19 protein-coding genes are annotated in these 24,454 nt (G+C 61.3%); 15 read left to right on the top strand and 4 right to left on the bottom strand.

Going from position 1 to position 24,454, the window contains the following annotated elements; translation table 11 throughout:
- Positions 1–293: 293 nt before the first annotated feature.
- From AC6I7Z_RS14805 to glnB, 4 genes are all read left to right on the top strand, one after another.
- On the top strand, positions 294–1,721 hold the full coding sequence (locus AC6I7Z_RS14805; protein ID WP_497814777.1) for a sensor histidine kinase: 1,428 nt from the start codon (positions 294–296) through the stop codon (positions 1,719–1,721).
- Positions 1,722–1,724: 3 nt separating this feature from the next.
- Positions 1,725–2,393 carry a two-component system QseEF-associated lipoprotein QseG gene (gene qseG, locus AC6I7Z_RS14800; protein ID WP_497814776.1) on the top strand — a complete coding sequence of 223 codons (669 nt, stop codon included), beginning with the start codon at positions 1,725–1,727 and terminating at the stop codon, positions 2,391–2,393.
- Entirely contained in the window at positions 2,393–3,727 is a 1,335-nt protein-coding gene (glrR, locus tag AC6I7Z_RS14795) for a two-component system response regulator GlrR (protein ID WP_497814775.1), read from the top strand. The genes qseG and glrR overlap by 1 nt, the downstream gene beginning before the upstream one ends.
- Positions 3,728–3,875: 148 nt before the next feature.
- The gene (gene glnB / locus AC6I7Z_RS14790) at positions 3,876–4,214 is read left to right on the top strand and encodes a nitrogen regulatory protein P-II (RefSeq protein WP_033753971.1); all 339 of its coding nucleotides are present in this window, start codon (positions 3,876–3,878) and stop codon (positions 4,212–4,214) included.
- A gap of 56 nt (positions 4,215–4,270) precedes the next feature.
- Here the strand turns inward: glnB and hmpA are convergent, their stop codons facing one another.
- Positions 4,271–5,455, bottom strand: a complete 1,185-nt coding sequence (hmpA, locus tag AC6I7Z_RS14785; RefSeq protein ID WP_497814774.1) for an NO-inducible flavohemoprotein — start codon at positions 5,453–5,455, stop codon at positions 4,271–4,273.
- A gap of 331 nt (positions 5,456–5,786) precedes the next feature.
- On the opposite strand from hmpA, the gene glyA reads away from it, so the two are divergent.
- Both glyA and AC6I7Z_RS14775 read left to right on the top strand, forming a co-directional pair.
- Complete coding sequence (gene glyA, locus AC6I7Z_RS14780) at positions 5,787–7,040, top strand: serine hydroxymethyltransferase (protein ID WP_033753967.1); 1,254 nt, start codon at positions 5,787–5,789, stop codon at positions 7,038–7,040.
- A gap of 116 nt (positions 7,041–7,156) precedes the next feature.
- On the top strand, positions 7,157–8,296 hold the full coding sequence (locus tag AC6I7Z_RS14775; protein WP_497814773.1) for a 3-phenylpropionate MFS transporter: 1,140 nt from the start codon (positions 7,157–7,159) through the stop codon (positions 8,294–8,296).
- On the opposite strand, the gene csiE is transcribed toward AC6I7Z_RS14775, so the two are convergent.
- Positions 8,293–9,561: a stationary phase inducible protein CsiE gene (csiE, locus tag AC6I7Z_RS14770; protein ID WP_497814772.1), complete on the bottom strand. Its 1,269-nt coding sequence runs from the start codon at positions 9,559–9,561 to the stop codon at positions 8,293–8,295. The two genes, AC6I7Z_RS14775 and csiE, sit on opposite strands and share 4 nt — an antisense overlap.
- 184 nt (positions 9,562–9,745) lie before the next feature.
- Here csiE and AC6I7Z_RS14765 point away from each other — a divergent pair, with 184 nt between their 5' ends.
- From AC6I7Z_RS14765 to AC6I7Z_RS14755, 3 genes are all read left to right on the top strand, one after another.
- Positions 9,746–10,345: a DUF1007 family protein gene (locus AC6I7Z_RS14765; RefSeq protein ID WP_497815456.1), complete on the top strand. Its 600-nt coding sequence runs from the start codon at positions 9,746–9,748 to the stop codon at positions 10,343–10,345.
- Entirely contained in the window at positions 10,336–11,319 is a 984-nt protein-coding gene (locus AC6I7Z_RS14760; RefSeq protein ID WP_497814771.1) for a nickel/cobalt transporter, read from the top strand. Before AC6I7Z_RS14765 ends, AC6I7Z_RS14760 begins: the two co-directional genes overlap by 10 nt.
- Positions 11,320–11,532: 213 nt before the next feature.
- Entirely contained in the window at positions 11,533–12,546 is a 1,014-nt protein-coding gene (locus tag AC6I7Z_RS14755) for a hypothetical protein (protein ID WP_497814770.1), read from the top strand.
- A gap of 231 nt (positions 12,547–12,777) precedes the next feature.
- Here the strand turns inward: AC6I7Z_RS14755 and suhB are convergent, their stop codons facing one another.
- Positions 12,778–13,581, bottom strand: coding sequence for an inositol-1-monophosphatase (gene suhB, locus AC6I7Z_RS14750; protein WP_497814769.1), 804 nt, complete (start codon positions 13,579–13,581; stop codon positions 12,778–12,780).
- Between the two features lie 122 nt (positions 13,582–13,703).
- Here suhB and trmJ point away from each other — a divergent pair, with 122 nt between their 5' ends.
- The 5 genes from trmJ to sseB all read left to right on the top strand — a co-directional run bounded on the left by trmJ (position 13,704) and on the right by sseB (position 18,558).
- Positions 13,704–14,441 carry a tRNA (cytosine(32)/uridine(32)-2'-O)-methyltransferase TrmJ gene (gene trmJ, locus AC6I7Z_RS14745; protein WP_497814768.1) on the top strand — a complete coding sequence of 246 codons (738 nt, stop codon included), beginning with the start codon at positions 13,704–13,706 and terminating at the stop codon, positions 14,439–14,441.
- Positions 14,442–14,549: 108 nt separating this feature from the next.
- The gene (gene iscR / locus AC6I7Z_RS14740; RefSeq protein ID WP_033753949.1) at positions 14,550–15,047 is read left to right on the top strand and encodes a Fe-S cluster assembly transcriptional regulator IscR; all 498 of its coding nucleotides are present in this window, start codon (positions 14,550–14,552) and stop codon (positions 15,045–15,047) included.
- A gap of 89 nt (positions 15,048–15,136) precedes the next feature.
- Positions 15,137–16,303, top strand: coding sequence for an IscS subfamily cysteine desulfurase (locus AC6I7Z_RS14735; protein WP_497814767.1), 1,167 nt, complete (start codon positions 15,137–15,139; stop codon positions 16,301–16,303).
- A gap of 155 nt (positions 16,304–16,458) precedes the next feature.
- A complete protein-coding gene (gene pepB / locus AC6I7Z_RS14730; protein WP_497814766.1) occupies positions 16,459–17,745 on the top strand; it encodes an aminopeptidase PepB in 1,287 nt (428 codons plus the stop codon).
- A 48-nt stretch (positions 17,746–17,793) separates the two neighbouring features.
- Positions 17,794–18,558 (top strand): enhanced serine sensitivity protein SseB, encoded by a 765-nt coding sequence (gene sseB, locus AC6I7Z_RS14725; RefSeq protein ID WP_497814765.1) that lies wholly within the window; start codon positions 17,794–17,796, stop codon positions 18,556–18,558.
- 28 nt (positions 18,559–18,586) lie between these two features.
- Here the strand turns inward: sseB and sseA are convergent, their stop codons facing one another.
- Entirely contained in the window at positions 18,587–19,426 is an 840-nt protein-coding gene (sseA, locus tag AC6I7Z_RS14720) for a 3-mercaptopyruvate sulfurtransferase (protein ID WP_497814764.1), read from the bottom strand.
- A gap of 141 nt (positions 19,427–19,567) precedes the next feature.
- Between sseA and AC6I7Z_RS14715 the strand changes: the two genes are divergently transcribed.
- Positions 19,568–24,454: an alpha-2-macroglobulin family protein gene (locus tag AC6I7Z_RS14715; protein ID WP_497814763.1), complete on the top strand. Its 4,887-nt coding sequence runs from the start codon at positions 19,568–19,570 to the stop codon at positions 24,452–24,454.

Here is a 24,454-nt window from a genome sequence, read left to right as displayed (position 1 = left end):
ATTACTACGTGGCTCATTCTCCTGTTTATGATTGCCCCGCTACGGCGGCAGAGCTCATAAAAACTGAATGACGCACCAAACGGAGCCTGCCGTCCACCAACCGATAATCGTTTGCTCTGCAACGTTATCAAGCATCGGGCGCAACGTTGAGTTAGGCTCCACCTTATTTTCAGGCGATGCTGCGGCGTCGCTCTCACGGCAGGCCGAAAGGCCTGCCGTTTTCATTTCCGCTCTATCTTCCACCGCCGGACTTCGCTAGCATTCTCCCAGCGTTTATAACAGGAAGCGACCGCGTGAGAAGATGGCGTTTATTTCCCCGATCGTTGCGCCAGCTGGTGCTGATGGCATTTTTGCTGGTGCTGCTGCCGCTGCTGGTGCTGGCCTGGCAGGCCTGGGAAAGTTTATCGGCGTTAAGCGATCAGGCCGCCGATACCAACCGCAATACCTTCACCGACGTGCGGCGCAGCGAAGCGATGGCGCGCACCGCGCTGGAGCTGGAGCGCAGCTACCGGCAATATTGCGTGCTGGGCGACGCCACCCTGGCGCGCCTCTATGAGACTCAGCGCGCGCGCTATAGCCAAATCCTCGACTCTCACGCCTCCAGCCTGCCTGCACTGGCGGCGTTTCAGACGCTGCGCGCGATGCTGCCGCAGCTCGCCGAACTCCATTGCGATAACGGCAACCCGGTCGCCGCCGCCTCGCAGGCGCTGGAGCGCTTTTCCGCCGTTAACGCGCAGCTGGTGCAGGAGACGCGCGAAGTGGTATTCGCGCGCGGGCTGCAGCTGCAGCGCGAAATCGCCGATCGCGGCCAGTTTTTCGGCTGGCAGGCGCTTATCCTGTTTATCGTCAGCCTGGCGCTGGTGCTGCTGTTCACCCGCATGATTATCGGGCCGGTGAAAAGCGTCGAACGCATGATCAACCGGCTCGGCGAAGGACGCGAGCTGGGCGCGACCGTGGCGTTTCGCGGCCCGCGCGAGCTGCGCTCTTTGGGACAGCGCATCGTCTGGCTCAGCGAGCGGCTGGCATGGCTGGAAACGCAGCGCCATGAATTCCTGCGCCATCTCTCCCACGAGCTGAAGACGCCGCTCGCCAGCCTGCGCGAGGGAACGGAGCTGCTGGCGGACGAGGTGGTGGGCGCGCTGAACGGCGACCAGAAAGAGGTCGTGGCGATCCTGGATGCCAGCAGCCGCCACCTGCAGCGCCTGATTGAGCAACTGCTTGACTACAACCGCAAGCTGGTGGAGGGGCCAACGACGCTGGAGACGGTGGATATCGGCGAGCTGGTGGATATGGTGGTCAGCGCCCATGCGCTGCCGGCGCGCGCGAAGCAGATGCATGTGCAGTGCGATCTTCAGGTGAAAAGCTGTCTGGCGGAGCCTGTGCTGCTGATGCGCGTTATCGACAACTTATACTCTAACGCCGTGAACTATGGCGTCGAATCCGGTAGCATCTGGCTGCGCAGCGAGCTGCACGGCAACAAGGTGTGGATAGAAGTCGCGAACAGCGGCACGCCGATTCCCGCTAAAGAACGGGAAATGATATTCGAGCCCTTTTTCCAGGGGAGTCTGCAGCGCAAAGGGCCGGTTAAAGGCAGCGGGCTGGGACTGAGCATCGCCAAAGACTGTCTGCGCCGCATGCAGGGGGATCTGCTGCTGATCGACAGCAAAGATGCCGACGTTTGTTTTCGTATCGAACTGAATCACACAGCCGGGAATCACTGACAGATGAATATCGTCTTCGCCTCACTTTTTACTGCGCTGCTGAGCTTTTCGCTCAGCGGCTGCAGCGCCTCCCCGGCCGCTTCATCCGCGCATCGCGACGCCGTCGTCGCCGAGCCGGATGTCAGGCTTCCCGATTATCTGGCGACCGACTGCGCCAGCATCTGGCGCAACGAAAGCGCGACGGCAACGGGGAATCCGCTCTACTGGCTGCGCGCCATCGACTGCGCCGAGCGCCTCTCACCCGCAGAGGCGCGCGCCGAAGCGCATCGCTGGCCGGTGGAAGGCTGGGCGCGCGCCTTTAAAAACGGCATCCTGATGGCGAACGGCAACGTCACGCCGCTGGAGCGCCGCGATTACGTCGACGCGCTGGATGCGTACAGCAGCCGCTTTCCCGGCGCGGTGCGTCCGCTGATTCAGCTGTGGCGCGGCAATCAGGTCGCGCAGCTCGATCTCAGCGAAACGCGCTCGCGCTTCGCGCATTTGCAGCAGAGCAGCGATGCGCAGCTCGACGCGCTGCGTCAGCAGCAGACGCAGATGCGCCAGACCCTCAACGACACCCAGCATAAGCTGGAGCGCCTGACGGATATTGAACGTCAGCTCTCTTCGCGTAAAGCGCCGGACGTCACCGAAAGCGGCCATGCGCCGGAAACCTCGCCACATGAGGAGCCCTGATGGCCAGACAATCCGCACGTCTGCTGTTGGTGGATGACGATCCCAGCCTGTTAAAGCTGCTGGGGATGCGCCTCAGCAGCGAGGGTTACCAGGTCACAACCGCCGCCAGCGGGCCGGAAGCGCTACGCCTGCTGCAGAAAGAGCAGATCGATCTCGTCATCAGCGATTTGCGTATGGATGAGATGGACGGGCTGGCGCTGTTCGGCGAAATCCAGAAGCGTAACCCCAGCCTGCCGGTGATTATTCTCACCGCGCACGGCTCGATCCCCGACGCCGTCTCCGCCACGCAGCAGGGGGTATTCAGCTTCCTGACCAAGCCGGTAGATCGCGACGCGCTCTATAAAGCGATCGACGACGCACTGGCGCAGCGCGCGCCGGCCAGCGGCGACCGCTGGCGCGAAGCGATCGTCACCCGCAGCCCGATTATGCTGCGTCTGCTGGAGCAGGCGCACATGGTGGCGCAGTCCGACGTTAGCGTCTTGATCAACGGCCAGAGCGGCAGCGGCAAAGAGGTGCTGGCGCAGGCGATCCACGCCGCCAGCCCGCGCGCGGGCAAACCTTTTGTCGCCATTAACTGCGGCGCGCTGCCGGAGCAGCTGCTGGAATCGGAGCTGTTCGGTCACGCGCGCGGCGCCTTTACCGGCGCGGTAAGCGCGCGCGAAGGGCTGTTTCAGGCGGCGGAAGGGGGCACGCTGTTTCTGGACGAAATCGGCGATATGCCGCCGTCGCTGCAGGTGAAGCTGCTGCGCGTGCTGCAGGAGCGCAAAATCCGTCCGCTCGGCAGCAATCACGATATCGACATTAACGTGCGCATTATCTCCGCCACTCATCGCGACCTGCCGAAGGCTATGGAGAAGAAAGAGTTCCGCGAGGATCTCTTTTACCGCCTCAACGTGGTCAATCTTAAGCTGCCGGCGCTGCACGAGCGCACCGAAGATATTCCGCTGCTCGCCGGTCATCTGCTGCGTCAGGCGGCGGATCGGCATAAACCCTTTGTGCGCAGCTTTTCTGTGGATGCGATGAAGCGGCTGATGACGGCGAGCTGGCCGGGCAACGTGCGCCAGCTGGTAAATGTCATCGAGCAGTGCGTGGCGCTTACCTCGTCGCCGGTGATCAGCGATGCGCTGGTCGAGCAGGCGCTGAGCGGCGAAAACAGCGTATTGCCGACCTTTGTCGAGGCGCGAAACCAGTTTGAGCTGAACTATCTGCGTAAGCTGTTGCAGATGACCAAAGGCAATGTCACCAATGCCGCCCGGCTGGCCGGGCGCAATCGCACCGAGTTTTATAAGCTGCTGTCCCGACATGAACTGGACGCCAGCGATTTTAAAGAGTAGCTTTCTGGCGCGATGAAGCGCCTGAGAGCGTTGATGAATGCCCCGGCGGCCGGGGTGCGTTACGGGCAACGCGCCTGTAGCCTGCGGCTGCGGGTCTATACTTACAGCACCCCATCCGGCCACGGAGGGAGCGATAAAAGGGTCTGACATGAAAAAGATTGATGCGATTATCAAACCATTCAAACTCGACGATGTACGCGAAGCCTTAGCCGAAGTCGGCATCACCGGGATGACGGTCTCTGAAGTGAAAGGCTTTGGTCGTCAGAAAGGCCACACCGAGCTCTATCGCGGCGCGGAATATATGGTCGATTTTCTGCCGAAGGTGAAAATCGAAATGGTGGTCGGCGACGATATCGTCGACACCTGCGTGGAAACCATTATGAAAACCGCGCAGACCGGTAAAATCGGCGACGGTAAGATTTTTGTTTTCGACGTGTCGCGCGTGGTGCGTATTCGTACCGGCGAAGAGGACGAAGAGGCGATTTAATGCCGGCTTTAACAGATAAAAGGCCGCTTTATAAGCGGCCTTTTACTCACTTTCTGTTACAGCCCCTTATGCGGGCCGAATACTTCATAGTGGATGCGTGAGGCGTCGACGCCCGCGTCGCGCAGCTGATCGGCGATAAACTGCATAAAGCCGATCGGACCGCACAGCCAGAACTGCGTGCGCGCATCCTGCAGTCGCACGGATTCGGCAGCCAAATCCATCACGCCCTCGGCATCGAAACGGCCGGCGTCGGCCGCCTCCGGCACGCGATACCAGACGCATTTCTCAAAGTCGCGCAGGCGGGCGCCCGTCTCGGCCACTTCATCCGCAAAAGCGTGCTGGGCGCCGTTTTCCGCTGCATGCAGCCAGGTCACCGGCGCGGCATGCTGCTGTTCGGCCAGCGCATGCAGCATCGCCAGCATCGGCGTTACGCCGACGCCTGCTGAGATCAGCGCCACCGGCGTCTCCGTGCCTGCTTCCATAAATACGTCGCCGTGCGGCGCGGTCAGATCCAGCACATCACCGACCTGCGCTTTTTCATGCAGCCAGCCGGAGACGCTGCCCTGCGCGTCGCGTTTCACCGCAATGCGGTAGCTTTTGCCATTGCTGGCGTGGGTCAGCGAATACTGGCGGTTCTGCTGATACGCAAATTCGGCGGGATGCAGATGCACGGTGAGATACTGGCCAGGTTTAAACGCCGCTACTGCGCCGCCGTCTGTCGGCACCAGAGTAAAGCTCTTGATAACGGAACTTTGCGCGTCGATAGCGGCAATGCGGAAGGGGCGGGTGCCGCGCCAGCCGCCTTCCTGCTGCTCGGTTTCCTGATAAATCGCCTCTTCACGCTGGATAAAGACATTGGCCAGCACGCCATAAGCGCGGCCCCACGCCGCCAGCACCTCATCGTCTGGATTTAGCAGCTCTTTGATCGTTGCCAGCAGGTTCTCGCCGACAATCGCGTACTGTTCCGGCTTGATCGCCAGGCTGGCGTGCTTCTGAGCGATTTTTTCAACGGCGGGCAGCAGCGCTGTCAGGTCATCGAGATTCGCGCCATAGGCGCAGATGGCGTTAAACAGCGCTTCGCGCTGGTTGCCGTTGCGCTGGTTATTCATATTGAAGACGTTTTTGAGTTCGGGGTGCTGCGACAGCATGCGGTCGTAGAAGTGGGCGGTAAGCTTCGGCCCTATGGCGGCGACGGCGGGAAGCGTGGATTTCACGGTAGCAATAGTTTGTGCGTCAAGCATGGGTATACCTCAGGCTGCGTAAAGTTGCATTTTAAATGCATGTTATGCTCGCGCCCTTAGGGTTGTAAATAACCCGCTGCGAAATTGGGCTATTATGCTGGCAAGGTTTGGGTACAAATTGAAAAAATCTACGTCACAACCTGATGAAAAATCGTGAAGACGATGCCGCCCGGAAAAGCGTAAAAAACCTTTGCCAGCGCCGAGCCAATCGTTTGCGTGTAAAGCGGAATTGGCGCTACCGTCACCTGGCAAAACGGTTTACACTGTTGGCCTTTGCTCCCTAAGGGAGCCTAAACCGCCGTTAAAAAGTTAGCTGAGTCAGGAGATGCGGATGTTAAAGCGTGAAATGAACATTGCCGATTATGATGCCGAGTTGTGGCAGGCGATGGAGCAAGAGAAAGTGCGTCAGGAAGAGCACATTGAACTGATTGCTTCTGAAAATTACACCAGCCCACGTGTAATGCAGGCGCAAGGTTCGCAGCTCACCAATAAATACGCGGAAGGGTATCCGGGAAAACGCTACTACGGCGGTTGTGAATATGTCGACATCGTTGAGCAGCTGGCGATCGATCGCGCTAAAGCGCTGTTTGGCGCCGACTTCGCCAACGTGCAGCCGCATTCCGGCTCTCAGGCTAACTTCGCTGTCTATACCGCGCTGCTGCAGCCGGGCGACACCATTCTGGGCATGAACCTGGCGCACGGCGGCCACCTGACTCACGGTTCGCCGGTCAACCTTTCCGGCAAACTCTACAACGTCGTGCCTTACGGCATCGATGAGAGCGGCAAAATTGACTACAACGAGCTGGCGGAGCTGGCGAAAACTCATCAGCCGAAAATGATCGTCGGCGGCTTCTCCGCCTATTCCGGCGTCTGCGACTGGGCAAAAATGCGTGAAATCGCTGACAGCGTCGGCGCTTACCTGTTTGTTGATATGGCGCACGTGGCTGGCCTGATCGCCGCTGACGTCTATCCGAACCCGGTGCCGCATGCGCATATCGTCACCTCGACCACCCATAAAACCCTGGCGGGTCCGCGCGGCGGCCTGATCCTGGCGAAAGGCGGCGACGAAGACCTCTATAAGAAACTTAACTCCGCCGTCTTCCCTGGCGGGCAGGGCGGTCCGCTGATGCACGTTATCGCCGGTAAAGCGGTGGCGTTTAAAGAGGCGATGGAGCCGGAATTCAAAGCATACCAGCAGCAGGTCGCGAAAAACGCCAAAGCGATGGTGGAAGTGCTGATTGCGCGCGGCTACGACATCGTCTCCGGCGGCACCCATAACCACCTGTTCCTGATCGATCTGGTGAGCAAGAACATGACCGGCAAAGAGGCGGACGCCGCCCTGGGCCGCGCCAACATCACCGTTAACAAAAACAGCGTGCCGAACGATCCGAAAAGCCCGTTCGTCACCTCCGGCGTGCGTATCGGTACGCCTGCCGTGACCCGTCGCGGTTTTAAAGAGGCGGAAGTCCGCGAGCTGGCCGGCTGGATTGCTGACGTGCTGGATAACGTTAACGACGAAGCGACTATCGAACGCACCAAACAGAAAGTGCTGGAAGTCTGCTCGCGTCTGCCGGTTTACGCGTAAGCATACGCCTGCGCGATGGTGATTGAGGATGGCTTCGGCCATCCTTTTTTATTGCCGTTTTTAGGCTAAAATCGCGCGCACTTACCTATCATGGACGCTTTGCTGCGGGAGGCAGAATGACTATCGGCTCGGCGAAATGGCTCGGTCTTGGCTATTTCACTTACTTTTTTTGCTACGGCATCTATCTGCCTTTCTGGGGCGTCTGGTTAAAAGAGACCGGCCTCGACGCGGAAAAAATCGGCCTGCTGTTGGGCTGCGGCATGGTGGCGCGCTTCATGGGCAGCCTGCTGATCGCTTCACAGGTCAAACATCCGGCGCAGCTGATTACCGCGCTGCGGCTGCTGGCGCTGATGACCTGCCTGTTCGCCGCCGGCTACTGGATAGGGCAGCAGTGGCTGTGGCTGCTCTTTGTTATGGTGGGCTTTAACCTCTTTTTCTCGCCGCTGGTGCCGCTCAGCGATGCGCTGGCCGCCACCTGGACGCAGCAGATCGGACTGAAATATGGGCCGGTGCGGCTGTGGGGATCGCTGGCGTTCGTGATCAGCTCCGCGCTGACCGGGCTGCTGGTGAACCACTGGTCGTCGCAGGCGATCCTGGCGCTGCTCTCCGTCGGCGTGCTGGCGATGCTGGGCGGCATGCTGTTGCCGCCGCATACCCGACCGCAGGGCGAAGAGCGGCACAGCGCGGCAGGCGGCGGCTGGCAGGCGTGGCGCGATCTGCTGCGCGAGAACAGCGTGTGGCGCTTTATGCTGTGCGTCACGCTGATGCAGGGCGCGCACGCCGCCTATTACGGCTTTAGCGCCATCTGGTGGCAGCAGAGCGGCTATTCCGCTTCGGTGGTGGGCTATCTGTGGTCGCTCGGCGTGGTGGCGGAGATTGTGGTTTTCGCCCTGAGCAATCGCCTGTTTCGCCGCTGGCGCGCGCGCGATCTGCTGCTGCTCTCCGGCCTTTGCGCGCTGGCGCGCTGGACGCTGCTGGGCGCGACCGTTGAGCTGCCCTGGCTGATTGTGGGGCAGATCCTGCACTGCGGCAGCTTTACCGTCTGCCATCTGGCGGCGATGCGCTTTATCGCCGCGCGCCGCGGCCCGGACGTGATTCGGCTGCAGTCGATCTATTCAGCGCTGGCGATGGGCGGCGGCATCGCGGTCATGACCATGATTTGCGGCGTGCTGTTCGCGCATCTGCAGGGCCATCTCTTCTGGGTAATGGCGCTGGTGGCGCTGCCGGCACTCTTCTTGCGGCCGCGCGCGGTTTAAGCCTCCAGCAGCGCCCGGATACGCTGCTGCTGATGTTCGCTCAGCGGCAGCTCGGCGTGGATCAGCGGCGGCGAATAGAGCGGCAGCGAAGTGGCGTAAGGCGAGATCACCAGCGCAATCTCGCGCGGCGCGCCCTCGCGCTGAAAGTCGCTCATCTCCTGATATTTGATATTGATCGGCAGCAGCGAGATTTCGCGGATCTGCTGCTCAATCTGCTGCTCAAGCCGGGCGTTATCGCCCGTCAGCAGCAGCACCTGCTTTTCCTGTAGCGCGTTCTCCTGCATCAGCCAGGCGCCGAAGATCACCGCAATCAGGCTCACTTCCTCCTGGCTAAAGCGCAAATCGTAGGCGGTTTCGAATTCGCTCAGCGCCTGCTGCGTGGTGCGCAGCAGGCGCGGATAGAGCTTAGTGACGTCCAGCGCCACGCTGTTATCGATACCGATGCCGAAATGAGCGCGATCCAGCGCCTGCGCCAGATGGGTATAAAGCTGCTCCGTCAGTTCCTCGGGCTCCTCGAAGCGCAGTTCGGCCAGCTGCTCAAAGGCGGCCACCAGTTGCCTGGTGGCCTGCATCAGCCGCTGGCTGCAGGGATGGTCGAGCGCGTCAGGCGTGGGCGCGTGGATCAGGCTAAACAGCAGCGTCCAGAATTCCGCTTCGCTGATATGCGGCGCGAGGTGGCAGCGCTTTTGCCAGTGCAGAATGACGTCCATCGCCGCCTCGCGCTCATACTTTTGCTGCAGCCAGGCGAGCTGACGCTCGTTAAACAGCGCGGGCTGACGCTGCATCAGGCCATATTTCATAAAGATTTGCAGAAACAGACGATCGCGCGCGCTAAAGTCGCGGCAGAGCTTCAGGCTGCAGTGCTGGATCAGCGCCTGCAGATTGGTTTCATCATAGAGCGCTTTTTCTATTTTCATCGCTTTCAGCCGCTGGCGCAGCGGCGCGGCGAAGTGATCGCGCACGAAGTTTTCCGACAAACGCAGCCCGCGCCGCAGCCAGTGCAGCAGGCAAAGTCGCCGATCCAGCTCGGTGCCGTGAATGCGAAAGCTGCCGTCCACCATATGATGCAGTTCCAGCTGGTGATAACGCTGTATCTCATCCCTGACATCTTCGATATCCTGTCGGGCGACAGCGGCCTCGACCCCGTTCAGCTGACAGAGTTTTTCGAGCGTAAGCGCGGGAGTGGGCAGATACAGTAGCAGCAGCAGATGACAACGACGCTGTGAACGGGTGAAGAGTGGTGCCGAAGAGGGAGCAGAACTCATCAGTCTAGATTCCAGCGGTCCGGTATTGCGCTAAGAATAGCCAATGGCGAATAAGGCCGCGGCTTTCGGCTGGTTTTTTGTGCAATGCTTCAGCACGGGTCACAATTTTTTTGTCATTCACCGGAGCGTTTAACCTGGTATGTCCTTTTTTAACCTCACAAGAAGCGCGCTTTTTACCTTACTGATGGCGCTGAGCGCCGGCAGCTATGCGCATCCGCACAGCTTTATCGACATGCAAACCGAACTGCTCGCCGACGGCGATGCGCTGACCGGCCTGAAAATGCGCTGGACCATGGACGAGATTACCTCGGCCGATCTGCTTTACGATGCTGGCGATGCAAAGCCCGGCAGTGAGAGCTGGAAAAAGCTGGCGGCGGAGGTGATGGCGAACGTGCTGGGGCAGCACTACTTTTCCGAGGTGTGGCACAATGGCCAGCGCGTGAAATTCTTTAACCTGCCAAAGTCCTACGCGCTGTCGCGCAGCGGCAATAAAGCGGTGCTGGAGTTTGTGCTGCCGCTGGCAGAGCCGCCGCAGCTGGCCGGACAGCGTTTCGACATCCTGACGTTCGATCCCACCTATTTCGTCGATATGACCTATAGCGACGCCCGCGCGCTTAGCCTGCCCGCCGCGCTGCAGGGCCGCTGTCAGGTGGCGCTGCAGACGCCGAAACCCGACAGCTCACTGCAGCAGTACGCGCTGTCGCTCGATAAAGCCGACGCGCCGCCTGAGCAGATGGACCTGGGGCGTCAGTTTGCGCAAAAGGTAACGCTGACATGTCATTGATGCTTTCTCAACGCCGCGCGCGTCGCGTCTGGCCGCTGTGGCTGCTGGCCCTTGCGCTGGCGGCGGGCGCGCTGTCACTCTGGCAATACTGGCCGCAAATTCTGCTGCAAAGCGCCATCTGGCAGAAAGGGTTGCATCAGCAGATGACCCAGCTGCTGCAACAGGTAAAAACCGCGCCCGGGCAGGCTGGCGGCCTGCTGGTGCTGTTCAGCCTGGCCTACGGCGTGCTGCATGCGCTGGGGCCCGGCCATGGCAAAGTGGTCATCACCACCTTTCTCGCTACTCATCCGGCGCGCCTCAATATCACCCTCAGGCTGACGCTGCTGGCGTCGCTGCTGCAGGGCAGCGTAGCCATTGTTCTGGTGACGCTGATGCTGGTAGTGTTGCAAACCTCATCGCGCCAGCTGCATCTCAGCAGCTACTGGCTGGAGAAGGGCAGCTATCTGCTGGTGATCGGGTTGGGGATCTGGATCGGCGTGCGGGCACTGAAGACGCTGTTTCGTCAGCTACGCCCGCGCTCGCCGATAAGGATCCGCGCGCTGCGCGCCGCTCATCAGCACCACGCGCACTGCGGCTGCGGTCATGCGCATCTGCCGGATGCGCAGCAGGTCGCTGAGGCGGTCAGCGTGAAAACCCAGCTGCTGCTGGTGGCGTCGATGGGGCTGCGTCCCTGTTCCGGCGCGATCATGATGCTGCTCTTTTCGCGCGTTATCGGCGTTTATCTCTGGGGCGTGCTGTCGGCCGTGGTGATGGCGCTGGGCACCGCGTTAACCATTTCCGCCATCGGCCTGCTGGTGCAGCGCGCTCGGACGCTGGCGCAGCGGCTGGGCAGCGAAAGCCGTACGGCCTCGACGGCGGCGCTGGCGATGCCTTTGCTGGCGCTGATCGGCAGCGCGCTGCTGATCGCGGCGGGGCTGGCGCTGTGGCAAAGCGCTGCGCCCGGCGTCGGCGGCGGTCTGCGTCCGTTCGGCTAACAACCGTAAAAGGGGACGCAAAAAATAGTATCTTGCGTCCTTGCTTTATTCCGCTTTGCTTATCTCAATTAATCACGCTGCGTTAATCGCAATATATTGCCGCTTACTCTGGTGAAAATAGTTTTCTCGTCTACGCTAAATAACAACAACCACATGTATTGTCCCTTTATTAATATTGATTATTTAACGTTGTCTGTTGCGAGGAGAACCACCATGCACGAAACCCGGATTAATAATGGCACAACAGAAACCATTACTGAAACGCACGCGGGATTACCGTTAAAGCGTATTTCATGGAGCGCCGTATTCGCGGGCGTAATTGGCGCGCTGATTGTGCATATTTTACTGACGCTGCTTGGAACTGCGATTGGCGCCACTACCGTCGATCCGCAGCAGGAGCAAAATCCGCTGCAGCATCTTGGCACCGGCGCCCTGATCTGGACCGGTCTGAGCATGTTGATCGCCATGGCGGTGGGTAGCTATCTGGCTGGCCGTCTGGCGCAGCGTGAAGGCGCGCTGCATGGTCTGCTGATGTTTGGCCTGAGCACATTATTTACTATCTGGCTGGCCGTTTCTCTTGCCAGCAGCCTGATTGGCGGCGCATTTAATATTATTGGCGCAGGCTTCCAGGCGGCAGGCAGCGGTATTTCCGCAGCGGCGCCGGCAGTGACCGACTTTGCCAAACAGAAGCTGCAGGAAAATAATATCAACCTTGATGATTTGCAGAATGAATTGACCACTACGCTGCGCCAGACCGGCAAGCCGGAATTGCAGCCGGAAAATTTACAGCAGGATGCGAATAGCGAAGCGAATAACGCCGAAAATCAGGCGAAAAATACTGCGCAAAATCCGCAGAACGCCGATACCGATATTACTAACTGGATCCGCGGCGTAATGAATCGTCACGCCGATACCCTGCAGGCGGCTGACCGCGACGCCCTGAAAAATATCATTAAGGCGCGTACCGGCAAGAGCGATCAGGAAGTTGAGCAGATCGTTAGCCAGACTGAACAGAGCTATCAGAAAGCGATGCAGCAGTATCAGCAGCTGAAACAGGAGGCAGAACAGAAAGCGCGCGAGGCGGCTGAGCAGGCTGCTGCGGCAACCGCGAAAGCGAGCTGGTACGCCTTCTTTATGCTGCTGATTGAAGCGGTGCTGGCTGGCGTGATGGGACGCATCGGTCGTCGCACTCAGCCGCGTCAGGTGCTGAGCCACGAACGTCGTTAAGATTAAGATTGAGTTAATAAAAAGGCGGCTGAAAAGCCGCCTTTTTTATGCAAATACGCACCGATTCTGAAACGGGGTTGGCATAAAACGAAGAGCAAAGCGTCCCGCGCCATGGACGGCGCGGGCCGAGCGGTCAGGGATGACTCAAGCGACTTTGCGATCGGTTTATGCCAACCCCGTAGGCACGAAATCTACCTGAGAAAAAGGCGGCTAACAGCCGCCTTTTTCATATCAGCGCTTCAGCGCTTCGCTCAGCTCGTCACGCATGCTGGAGAGCAGCGATTTCACCACGCGCGGATTGCCCGCCACGATGTTGCCTGAGTGCATATAACCGTGGCCGCCGGTAAAGTCGGTGACCAGACCGCCCGCTTCGCGCACCAGCAGTTCGCCGGCAGCGAAATCCCACGGCTTCAGGCCGATTTCAAAATAGCCATCCACGCGGCCGGTGGCAACGTAGGCCAGGTCCAGCGCAGCGGAGCCGGTGCGGCGGAAGTCGGCGCACTGGGTAAACAGCTTCGTGACCACATTCATAAAGGCCGGGGCGTGCTGCTTGGTTTTGAACGGGAAGCCAGTGGCGAGAATCGTGCCGTCGAGATCGCGAGCGGTGCTGCCGCGCAGACGGTAACCGTTAAGCTGCGCGCCCTGACCGCGTACGGCGGTGAAGAGTTCGTTGCGCATCGGATCGTAAACCACCGCCACTTCGGTACGGCCTTTAATGCGTACGGCGATAGAAACAGAGAAGTGCGGCAGGCGTTTGATAAAGTTGGTAGTGCCATCCAGCGGATCGATAACCCATTGAATGTCCTGATCGTCGCCCGCCAGTTCGCCACTCTCTTCAGTAATGATGGAGTGCTGCGGGTAGGATTTGCGAATCACTTCGATAATCAGTCGTTCTGCATCACGGTCAACATTGGTAACAAAGTCGTTGCTGCCTTTCTGGCTCGCTTCGACCGCGTCCGGGGTTTCATAATTCTTGGCAATCAGGTTGCCGGCCTTGCGCGCAGCGCGCACGGCGATGTTGAGCATCGGATGCATCGGTATCTCTCACTGGATGTTAAAGAACGAGGAAAAACGGCGCGGAGTATAGCAGCGCATTCTTTAAATGTCTCGACTTATGTTAGCATGCTGCCCATCATTTCCTCACTGACGCCAACCTAATGCTGCAAAATATTCGAATCGTACTGGTGGAAACCTCTCACACCGGCAATATGGGCTCCGTGGCCCGCGCGATGAAAACCATGGGCTTAAGCAATCTCTATCTGGTCAATCCGCTGGTCAAGCCTGACTCGCAGGCGATCTCGCTGGCGGCGGGCGCCAGCGACGTAATTGGCGACGCGCAGATTGTCGATACGCTCGACGAGGCCATCGCCGGCTGTAGCCTGGTGGTCGGCACCAGCGCCCGCTCGCGCTCGCTGCCCTGGCCGATGCTCGACGCGCGCGAATGCGGCGTAAAAAGCGTGGAAGAGGGACAGCAGGCGCCGGTGGCGCTGGTCTTCGGGCGCGAACGCGTCGGGCTGACCAACGAAGAGCTGCAGAAATGCCACTACCATGTCGCCATTCAGGCGAACCCGGAATACAGCTCGCTCAACCTGGCGATGGCGGTGCAGATCATCGCCTACGAGGTGCGTATGGCGTGGCTGGCGGCGCAGGAAAAGGCGCAGCCCGCGCCGGTATACGCCGAATCGCTGTACCCGCTGGTGGACGATCTGGAACGCTTCTATCAGCACATGGAACAGATGATGCTGACCAGCGGCTTTATCCGCGAAGGCAATCCGGGACAGGTAATGAGTAAGCTGCGCCGCCTCTACACGCGCGCCCGTCCAGAGCGCGACGAGCTGAATATTCTGCGCGGCATGCTGGCCTCGTTTGAGAAGCGCAAAGGCGAAAAAGAGTAGTTGAGTAAATTACTCGGTTAAATAGTTGACCAAAATACTCGGGAATGTCAGACTTCGGCTATCTTTTGCTAATCCTCCGATAACCGGACGCTATTGAGGTAGTACGCTATGAGACTGACATCCAAAGGACGTTATGCCGTTACCGCGATGCTGGACGTTGCCCTGCATTCCCATCAGGGGCCGGTTCCGCTGGCTGATATTTCCGAGCGTCAGGGCATTTCGCTCTCCTATCTGGAGCAGTTGTTCTCGCGTCTGCGTAAACATGGCCTGGTCGCCAGCGTGCGTGGTCCAGGCGGCGGTTATCTGCTGGGCAAAGAATCCAGCGCGATTGCGGTAGGCGAAGTCATTACCGCCGTGGATGAGTCCGTCGACGCCACCAAGTGTCAGGGCAAAGAGGGCTGCCAGGGCGGCGAACGCTGCCTGACCCACGTGCTGTGGCGCGATCTTAGCGTGCGCATCAGCGATTTCCTGAACAACATTACGCTGGCCGAGCTGGTGAACAATCAGGAAATCCTTGACGTGGCGGACCGTCAGAATTCACAAGACAATCGTCGTTTCCAGAACAACCGCGTTCAGGAAATTAACGTCAATCTGCGCGCCTCCTGATCCCCTTTCTGTGCGGCCCTTACTGCTAACGCGGTGGGGGCCGAATCTGCTATAAAGACGTATGATTTTTGATACGGAGCTTTAGCGCAATGAAATTACCGATTTACCTGGATTACGCCGCGACCACGCCGGCCGATCCGCGTGTGGCCAGCAAAATGATGCAGTTCCTGACGCTGGACGGCACCTTTGGTAATCCGGCTTCGCGCTCGCACCGTTTCGGCTGGCAGGCGGAAGAGGCGGTCGACGTGGCGCGTAATCAGGTGGCCGAGCTGGTCAACGCTGACCCGCGTGAAATCATTTTCACCTCCGGCGCGACCGAATCGGACAACCTCGCCCTGAAAGGCGCCGCGCATGCCCAGCGCGCGCGCGGCCAACATATCATCACCAGCCAGACCGAACACAAAGCGGTGCTCGACAGCTGCAAACAGCTGGAAAGCGAAGGCTTTACGGTGACTTATCTGACGCCGCCCGCCAACGGCATTATCACGCCGGACGCCGTGCGCGCCGCGCTGCGCGACGACACCGTGCTGGTGTCGCTGATGCATGTGAATAACGAAATCGGCGTGATTCAGGATATCGCCGCCATCGGCGAACTGTGCCGCGCGCGCGATATTCTTTTCCATGTCGACGCCACCCAGAGCGTGGGCAAGCTGCCGATTGACCTGAGCGAGCTTAAGGTCGATCTGATGTCGTTCTCCGCCCATAAACTCTACGGCCCGAAAGGCATCGGCGCGCTTTATGTGCGTCGCAAACCCAAAGTCACTATCGACGCGCAGATGCACGGCGGCGGACACGAGCGCGGCATGCGCTCCGGCACGCTGCCGGTGCATCAAATCGTCGGCATGGGCGAAGCTTTCCACCTCGCGCGCGAGGCGCGCGAAAGCGAGATGGCACGCCTGGCGGCGCTGCGCGCGCGACTGTGGCAGGGGCTGAGCGCGCTGGACGGCGTGCAGCTTAACGGCGATCTGGCGCAGAGCGCGCCCAATATTCTCAATATCAGCTTTGCTGGCGTCGACGGCGAGTCGCTGATTATGGCGCTGAAAGACCTGGCGCTCTCGTCGGGTTCGGCCTGCACCTCCGCCAGCATGGAACCCTCCTACGTGCTGCGCGCCATCGGCCTTGATGAGGCGCTGGCGCACAGTTCGCTGCGCTTTTCGCTCGGCCGCTTCACCACCGAAGAAGAGATCGACTACGCCATCGCGCTGGTGCAAAAGGTGGTCTCTCGCCTGCGCGCGCCGGTGTCCGCCTCACGTTAACAATTGCGCTCTGTTCCGGGGAAATCCGGAAACAGAGCGCCTCCAGTTGGATCCGCTGGCGTCACCCGGCAATATCTGTTATCAGGTCTGACGTTTAACGGCTAAAGCCTGCGCTTCTGGCTGGATAATACTTATAACGCATATGGAGTTTCGCGATGACAACACAACCGATGAACATTACGCTGAGCCACCAGCCCGCTGATGCGCGCTGGGGCGAAAAAGCGATTCTGACCAGCAACGACGGCGGCATGACCATTCACCTGCACGGCGCGGATCAGCTCACTACCATTCAGCGCGCGGCGCGCAAGATCGACGGGCAGGGCATCCGCCACGTCGCGCTGAGCGGCGAAGGCTGGGATCTGGAGCCGTGCTGGGCGTTCTGGCAGGGCTATCGCAGCCCGAAAGGGGAACGCAACGTCGTCTGGCCGACCCTGAACGAACAGGATCAGGCGGAGTTTTCCCGCCGTCTGCGCATTATCGACTGGGTGCGCGACACCATTAACCTGCCGGCGGAAGAGCTGGGTCCGGAAGATCTGGCGCACGGCGCTATCGATCTCATCAGGGAAGTCGGCGGCGAGGCGGTCAGCTATCGCGTTACGCGCGGCGACGATCTGCGCACGCAGGGCTATCTCGGCCTGCATACCGTTGGACGCGGCTCCAGCCGTCCGCCGGTACTGCTGGCGCTGGACTACAACCCGAGCGGCGATGACAGCGCGCCGGTGTACGCCTGCCTGGTCGGCAAAGGCATCACCTTCGATACCGGCGGCTACAGCCTGAAGCAGAGCGCCTTTATGGACTCGATGAAGTCCGATATGGGCGGCGCGGCGACCCTGACCGGCGCGCTGGCGCTGGCGATTTCGCGCGGCCTGAAGCAGCGCGTCAAGCTGTTCCTCTGCTGCGCCGACAATATGGTCAGCGGCAACGCTTTCCGTCTCGGCGACATCATCCGCTACCGCAACGGCAAATCGGTCGAAGTAATGAACACCGATGCGGAAGGGCGCCTGGTGCTGGCTGACGGCCTGATCGACGCCAGCGAACAGCAGCCGACGCTGCTGATTGACGCCGCGACGCTGACCGGCGCGGCGAAAACCGCGCTGGGCAACGACTATCACGCGCTCTTCACCTTTGACGACGTGCTGGCGCAGTCGCTGATGGGCAGCGCCACCAGCGAGAACGAGCCGTTCTGGCGCCTGCCGCTGGCCGAGTTCCACCGCAACCACCTGCCGTCGAATTTTGCCGACCTCAATAATATCGCCAGCGCGGCGCATTCGGCGGGCGCAAGCAGCGCCGCGGCGTTTCTGTCGCACTTCGTCACCCGCTATCAGGAGGGCTGGCTGCACATCGACTGTTCGGCGACCTACCGCAAAGGCGCGGTGGATCAGTGGTCGGCAGGGGCAACCGGCATTGGCGTGCGTACCCTGGCGAATCTGCTGCTCAAGTAAAGGATCCGGCGACGGCGTTGACCGTCGCCTTAGTGAGAAAGGCAAAACATGAACCGTCTTGAAGAGGTGCTGAAGCTGGCGGCAACCGAGCCGGCGCACCGTCCGGAGTTTTTTCAGCTGTTGCTGGCTGCCGACGTCTGGGTGCCGGGCGAAAGCACCGAGACGCAGTTCGCGGCGGATACGCCGGTCGATCTGCAACACTGGGAAAAAGAGGATGGCCGCAGCGTCATTCCATTTTTTACCTCGCAGCAGGCGATGAGCGAAGCGATCGCGGGCGAACAGGCTTATCTGCGCCTGCCGGTGCGCACGCTGTTTGAGATGACGCGCGGCGAAACGCTGTTCCTGAATCCCAAACTGCCTACCGGCAAAGAGTTTTCTCCGGCGGAGATCGCCCATCTGCTGGGCGAAGAGGGCAACGCGCTAAGCCAGCAAACCGTGCTGGAAGGCGGCCACGCGCTGCTGCTGTCGGAGGTGGAGACGCCGCCCGCGCAGATGATCGACTCGCTGACGCAGCTATTCAGCAAATACAAACAGGTGCGCCGCGCCTTTATCGCCAGCATTCGTGAAAGCGCGGACCAGCAGCCCAATCTGCTGATCGGCATCGAGGCGGAAAGCGATATTGAAGCGATTATTCAGGCGGCGGGCAGCGTGGCGACCGATACGCTGCCGGACGACGCGCCGATCGATATCTGCGAAGTCGTGGCGGACGAGAAGGGCATCAGCCACTTTTTCACCGCCCACATTACGCCATTTTACGAGCGTCGCTGGGGCAGTTTTCTGCGCGACTTCAAAGGCAGCCCGCGCATTATCTAATCGGGTGCGGCGCGATGCCGCGCCCTGATTACTTCTCGATCGGCAGATCGTCCCGGCTGCCCCATTCGCCCCAGGAGCCGTCATAGAGCGTGACATCGCGCGCGCCCAGCACGGTCAGCGCCAGGATCACCACCACGGCGGTCACGCCTGAGCCGCAGCTCGCCACCACCGGCTCATCCAGCTTCACGCCCGCTCTGGCAAAAACCGCGCGCAGCTCCGCTTCCGGCTTCAGGGCGCCGTTCGCCACCAGATCGTTCCAGGGAACGTTCAGGCTGCGGGGAATATGGCCGCGATGCAGGCCCGGACGCGGCTCATCGACTTCGGCGTTAAAGCGGTTCGCCGCGCGCGCGTCGACGATCTGCGCGCCGCCCTCATGGCTGATCAGCAGCACATCGGTCAGGCGCCGGACCTGCGCCTCATCGAATGTCGCCTCGAACTCTCCTTCCGGCAGCGCGACCTGGCCGGTCGCCAGCGGCAGACCCGCCGCTTTCCAGCCCTGCAGGCCGCCCGCCAGGATCGACACCTGCGCCACGCCGAACGCGCGCAGCATCCACCAGGCGCGCGGCGCGGAGAAAAGGTTGCCCTCGTCGTAGACCACCAGATGTTTGTCGCTGTGAACGCCCAGTTCGCGCATCGCCACGGCGAAACGCTCGGCGCGCGGCATCATATGCGGATAAGGGCTGGTGTGGTCGGAAAGCGCTTCAATATCGAAGAAAGGCGCGCCCGGCAGGTGGCCCGCCAGATACTCCGCCGTGATATTGCGCACGGCCTCCTGGCCCGGCGGCAGCATGCGGGCGTCTAGCATCTGCACGTTCTCGTCGGCGTAGTGTTCATTTAACCAGTCAGCGGAGACAAATATGGCTGTCATTGCAACCTCTTCTTATCATCAGGAAAAGCCCAGTGTCGGGGAATGTGAAGGCTATCTCAAGGGCGGCATTGCTAAAATCGCGGGTTTGCGGTGAAATTGCGCGGCGAAATTAACCCATCCGGGACGGGCGAGGGATTTACCATGGAAAGAGTTATCAAGCGTCTGCTCGCTGGCGTCGCGCTGTGCGCGGCGCTGCTGGGCGGCGGCACCTTTATGCTGGCCGCCGCAGAGCCTGCCGCGACGCAGCCGGCGGCAAAAGCGCTCTCGGTTATCGACTTCTCCGAGCTTCAGCTGGACGGCGCGGCCGCGCTGGTGCTGACCTTTAATACGCCGCTCGACGACAAACAGGATATTGCCGCGCGCGTGCAGCTGGTCGACGACAAAAGCGGCAAGGTCGACGGCGGCTGGGAGCTGGCGCAGAACGGCAAGTCGCTGCGCTTTCGCCATCCGGAACCCTCGCGCAAGCTGACGGTCAGCGTAGAGGCCGGGCTGCGCGCCGCCAACGGCACCACCTTAGCCACGCCCTTTAGCCAGTCGCTGACCACGCGCGATATTCAGCCGATGGTCGGTTTCGCCAGCCGCGGCTCGCTGCTGCCGCTGCGTCTGACCCAGGGTCTGCCGGTGCTGGCGCTCAACGTCGCGCGCGTCGACGTCGATTTCTTCCGCGTGAAAGCCGCCTCAATAAACGATTTTCTCGCCCAGTGGAACTACGGCAACAATCTCTCTTACTGGTCGTCGCGCGAACTGCTTAATCACGCCGACCTCGTCTACACCGGGCGCTTTGACCTGAATCCGGCGCGCAATACGCGAGAGAAACTGCAGCTGCCGCTGAATGATGTGGCGCCGCTGAAACAGCCGGGCGTCTATCTGGCGGTGATGAAACAGGCGGGTTCCTACAATTATACGCTGCCCGCCACGCTGTTTACCCTGAGCGATATCGGGCTGTCGCTGCATCGTTTCCCCGGCGAAATGGCGCTTTTTACCCAGAGTCTGGCGAGCGGCGCGCCGCTGGCTGGCGTCAGCGTGCAGCTGCTGGATGAAAAGGGAAAACAGCTCGCCAGCGGCGTCAGCGACGACAGCGGCTATCTGCGTCTGCCGACGCAGGCGAAAGGCAAGGTGTTAATCGCCACGCAAAAAGAAGAGACTTCGCTTATCGATCTCAACCTGCCGGCGCTGGATCTGGCGGAGTTTCCCGTCGGCGGCCCTCAGGGCTACGACAAGCAGCTGTTCGTTTTCGGCCCGCGCGATCTCTATCGCCCCGGCGAGACGGTCATTGTTAACGCGCTGCTGCGCGACGCCGACGGCAAGCCGCTGCCCGCGCAGCCGCTGAAGGCGGAAGTGGTGAAGCCTGACGGCGAAGTGGCGCAAACCTTTCTCTGGCAGCCGGAGAACGGCTTCTATCAGCAGCGCTTTGCGCTGCCTTCCTCCGCGATGACCGGCGACTGGAGGCTGCGCCTGAACAGCGGCGACAGCCAGCCGCGCAGCTGGAGCTTTCACGTCGAAGATTTCCTGCCGGAGCGCATGGCGCTGACGTTGCAAAACAGCGACAGCCCGCTGTCGCCTGACGACGACGTCGTTTTCGGTATCGAGGGCCGCTACCTCTACGGCGCGCCCGCAGCAGGCAACGAACTGCAGGCGCAGCTGATGCTGCGGCCGGCGCGCGAAGCGGTCGCCGCGCTGCCGGGCTATCTGTTTGGCGACGTGATGGAGCAGGAGAGCAAACGCAACCTGGACGATATCGACGACACGCTGGACGACGAGGGCAAACTGCAGCTGACGGTAGAGAGCGAGTGGGCGCAGATCCACTCGCCGCTTAACCTGATCCTACAGGCGAGCCTGCTGGAGATGGGCGGCCGACCGGTCACGCGTCGTGTCACGCAGGCGATCTGGCCTGCGCCCGCGCTGCCCGGCATCCGGCCGCTGTTCAACAGCGAATCGGTCTATGACTACCGCTACGATCGCTACACCCAGCAGCCGACGGTGCCGGAAAACAGCATCGCCGACTTCGATATCGTCTACGCCAACAGCAAAGGGGAGAAGCTGGCGGCGAAGGATCTTGAGGTGCGCCTGATCCACGAGCGGCGCGACTACTACTGGAGTTTCTCCGACAGCGAAGGCTGGCAGATGCGCCACGACGAGAAGGATCTGCAGGAGGACGCGCAGCGTATTTCGCTGGCCGCCGGCAGCAGTCGAAAGGTGAGTTTCCCGGTAGAGTGGGGCGCCTATCGCCTCGAAGTGCAGGCCGGCGAGAAGATTATCTCCAGCGTGCAGTTCCGCGCGGGCTACTGGTGGGAGGACAACACCAACGGCACCGGCGCGCTGCGGCCCGATCAGGTGAAGCTCAAACTGGATAAAACCGCGCTGCGGCCCGGCGAGACCGCCCATGTTCAGGTGGAGTCGCCAGCGGCGGGCAAAGGCTATCTGATGGTGGAGTCGAGCAGCGGCACCCTGTGGCGGCAGCCGATCGCCGTGCCTGCGGGCGGCGCGACTATCGATGTGCCGCTTGACGCCAGCTGGAAGCGCCACGACCTCTACCTCAGCGCCATCGTGGTGCGCGACGGCGATAAGGCGAGCGGCGCCACGCCGAAGCGCGCCGTCGGTCTGCTGCCGCTGCCGATGGCGACCGACGCGCGTCGCCTCGATCTGACGCTGGACGCGCCGCTGAAAATTCGCCCTGAGCAGACGCTGAAGGTCAAGGTCAAAGCCAGCCGCGTCGGCGGCGAGCTGCCGCAGAATATCCAGCTGCTGCTGTCGGCGGTGGACAGCGGCGTACTGAATATCAACGACTACAAAACCCCCGATCCCTGGGAAGGGTTCTTTGGCCGCAAGCGCTACAACGCCGATCAGTATGACGTTTTCGGTCAGCTTATCGAGGGCGGCGGGCGATTGGCGACGCTGCGTTTCGGCGGCGACGGCGACGATGACGCGTCGTCGCGCGGCGGCAAAAAACCGCTCACCGAGGTCAATATCGTGGCGCAGCAGCTTCAGCCGGTCACGCTGGATAAAAACGGCGAGGGTACGCTGGCGCTGCCGATCCCGCAGTTCAACGGCGAACTGCGCCTGATGGCGCAGGCGTGGAGCGCCGACAGCTTCGGTTCGACGGATCGAAAAGTGGTGGTGGCTGCGCCGCTGATCAGCGAGCTGGCGACGCCGCGCTTTATGGCGAGCGGCGATCAGGCGATGCTGGCGCTCGATCTTACTAATCTCACGGAACAGCCTCAGGCGCTGAAGGTCGATGTGCAGACCCAGGGCCAGATCGCGCTGAGCGGCGGCGCCTCGCACCGCGTTCAGCTGGCGAAAGGAGCGCGCACCACGCTGCATATCCCGGTGAAGGCGCAGGGCGGTTTCGGCGAAGGCGCGGTGCAGGTGCGGGTCTCCGGCCTGGCGATCGCGGGCGAAGCGCTGCCCGACAGCCAGCGCAGCTGGAAAATTGGCGTGCGTCCGGCTTATCCGGCGCAAACGCTGAGCTTTGACGGTGTGATGCAGGCCGGGCAGAGCTGGCAGGTTCAGGCCGCCGCCCTTAGCGGACTGCAGCCTGAAACGCTGAGCGGACAGCTCTCGCTCAGTAATCAGCCGCCGCTCAATATCGGCCACTATATCAGCGCGCTTTACGCCTATCCGTACGGCTGCCTTGAGCAGACCGCCAGCGGCATCTGGCCGTCGATTTTCACCAGTCAGGCGCAGCTCGCCGCGATGGGCATCAAAACCAGCAGCGACGAGGCGCGGCGCGCCGCCGTCGATACCGGCATCGCGCGCCTGGCGGGCATGCAGCGCGGCAACGGCAGCTTTGGCCTCTGGAGCAAAGAGAGTGAAGAGGAGTTCTGGCTGACCGCCTACGTCACCGATTTCCTGCTGCGCGCCAGCGAGGCGGGCTATAGCGTGCCGACGGAGACGATCGCGCGCGCCGACGAGCGCCTGCTGCGCTATCTGCAGGATCCGGCGCAGATCGAAACCCGCTGGAGCAGCAACGAGGAGGCGATGCGCTTTAGCGTGCAGGCCTATGCGGGCATGGTGCTGGCGCGTCAGCAGCAGGCGCCGCTCGGCGCGCTGCGCGCGCTCTATGAAAAGCGCGACAAGGCCAAATCGGGACTGGCGCTGGTGCAGCTCGGCGTGGCGCTGCAGCTGATGGGCGATCCGCAGCGCGCGCAGCTGGCGCTGGCGCAGGGCGTCAGCCTGACGCGCGAAGTGGACGGCTGGCTGGGCGATTACGGCAGCGCGCTGCGCGATCGCGCGCTGACGGTGGCGCTGCTGGCGGAAAACCAGCTGCTGCCTGAGATGCAGCCGGCGCTGCTGCAGGAGCTGGCAAAAGCGGCGTATGGCCAGGCCTGGTTCTCTACTCAGGAAAATAACGCCCTGTTCCTGGCGGCGCGCACGCTGCAGCAGTATAAAGGCGAAGCCTGGCAGGCGACGCTGGCGGGCGACGCCCAGCCGCTGGAGGGCAGCGGCCCGCTGACGCAGGGCATGAACCAAAGCCATCTGCAGCATGGCGTCACGCTGATCAACAGCGGCCAGGTGCCGCTCTACGGCGCGCTCAACGTCACGGGCTATCCGCTTGACGCGCCGAAGCCGATGCACAACGTGCTCAACGTGACGCGCGAATACTTCACGCTCGACGGCAAACCGGCGGATCTGGATAACCTCAGCAGCGGCCAGCTGCTGGTGGTGCGGCTCAAGATCTCCTCCAGCAAGCGCGTCAGCGACGCGCTGGTGGTGGATCTGCTGCCTGCTGGTCTGGAGCTGGAAAACCAGAACCTCAGCGACAGCAGCGCCAGCCTCGGCGATGGCGCGGATGCCCTGAAGGAGAGCATGATGGATATGCAGCAGGCGGATATCCGCCATATTGAGTTCCGCGACGATCGCTTTGTCGCGGCGCTGGCGCTGAGCGGCTATAAAACCGAGACGCTGCTCTATCTGGCGCGCGCGGTGACGCCGGGCAGCTATCGCCTGCCGCCGCCGCAGGTCGAGTCGATGTACGTGCCGGAGTGGCGCGCCGTGGGCGCGACGCCGGAGAAAATCAGTGTACGTTAA

It is taken from the genome of Pantoea sp. X-Soil-MYKO-1289, from assembly GCF_059730625.1.
The sequence above is the reverse complement of the archived record's forward strand: the minus strand, read 5'-3'. Positions and strand labels throughout refer to the sequence as shown.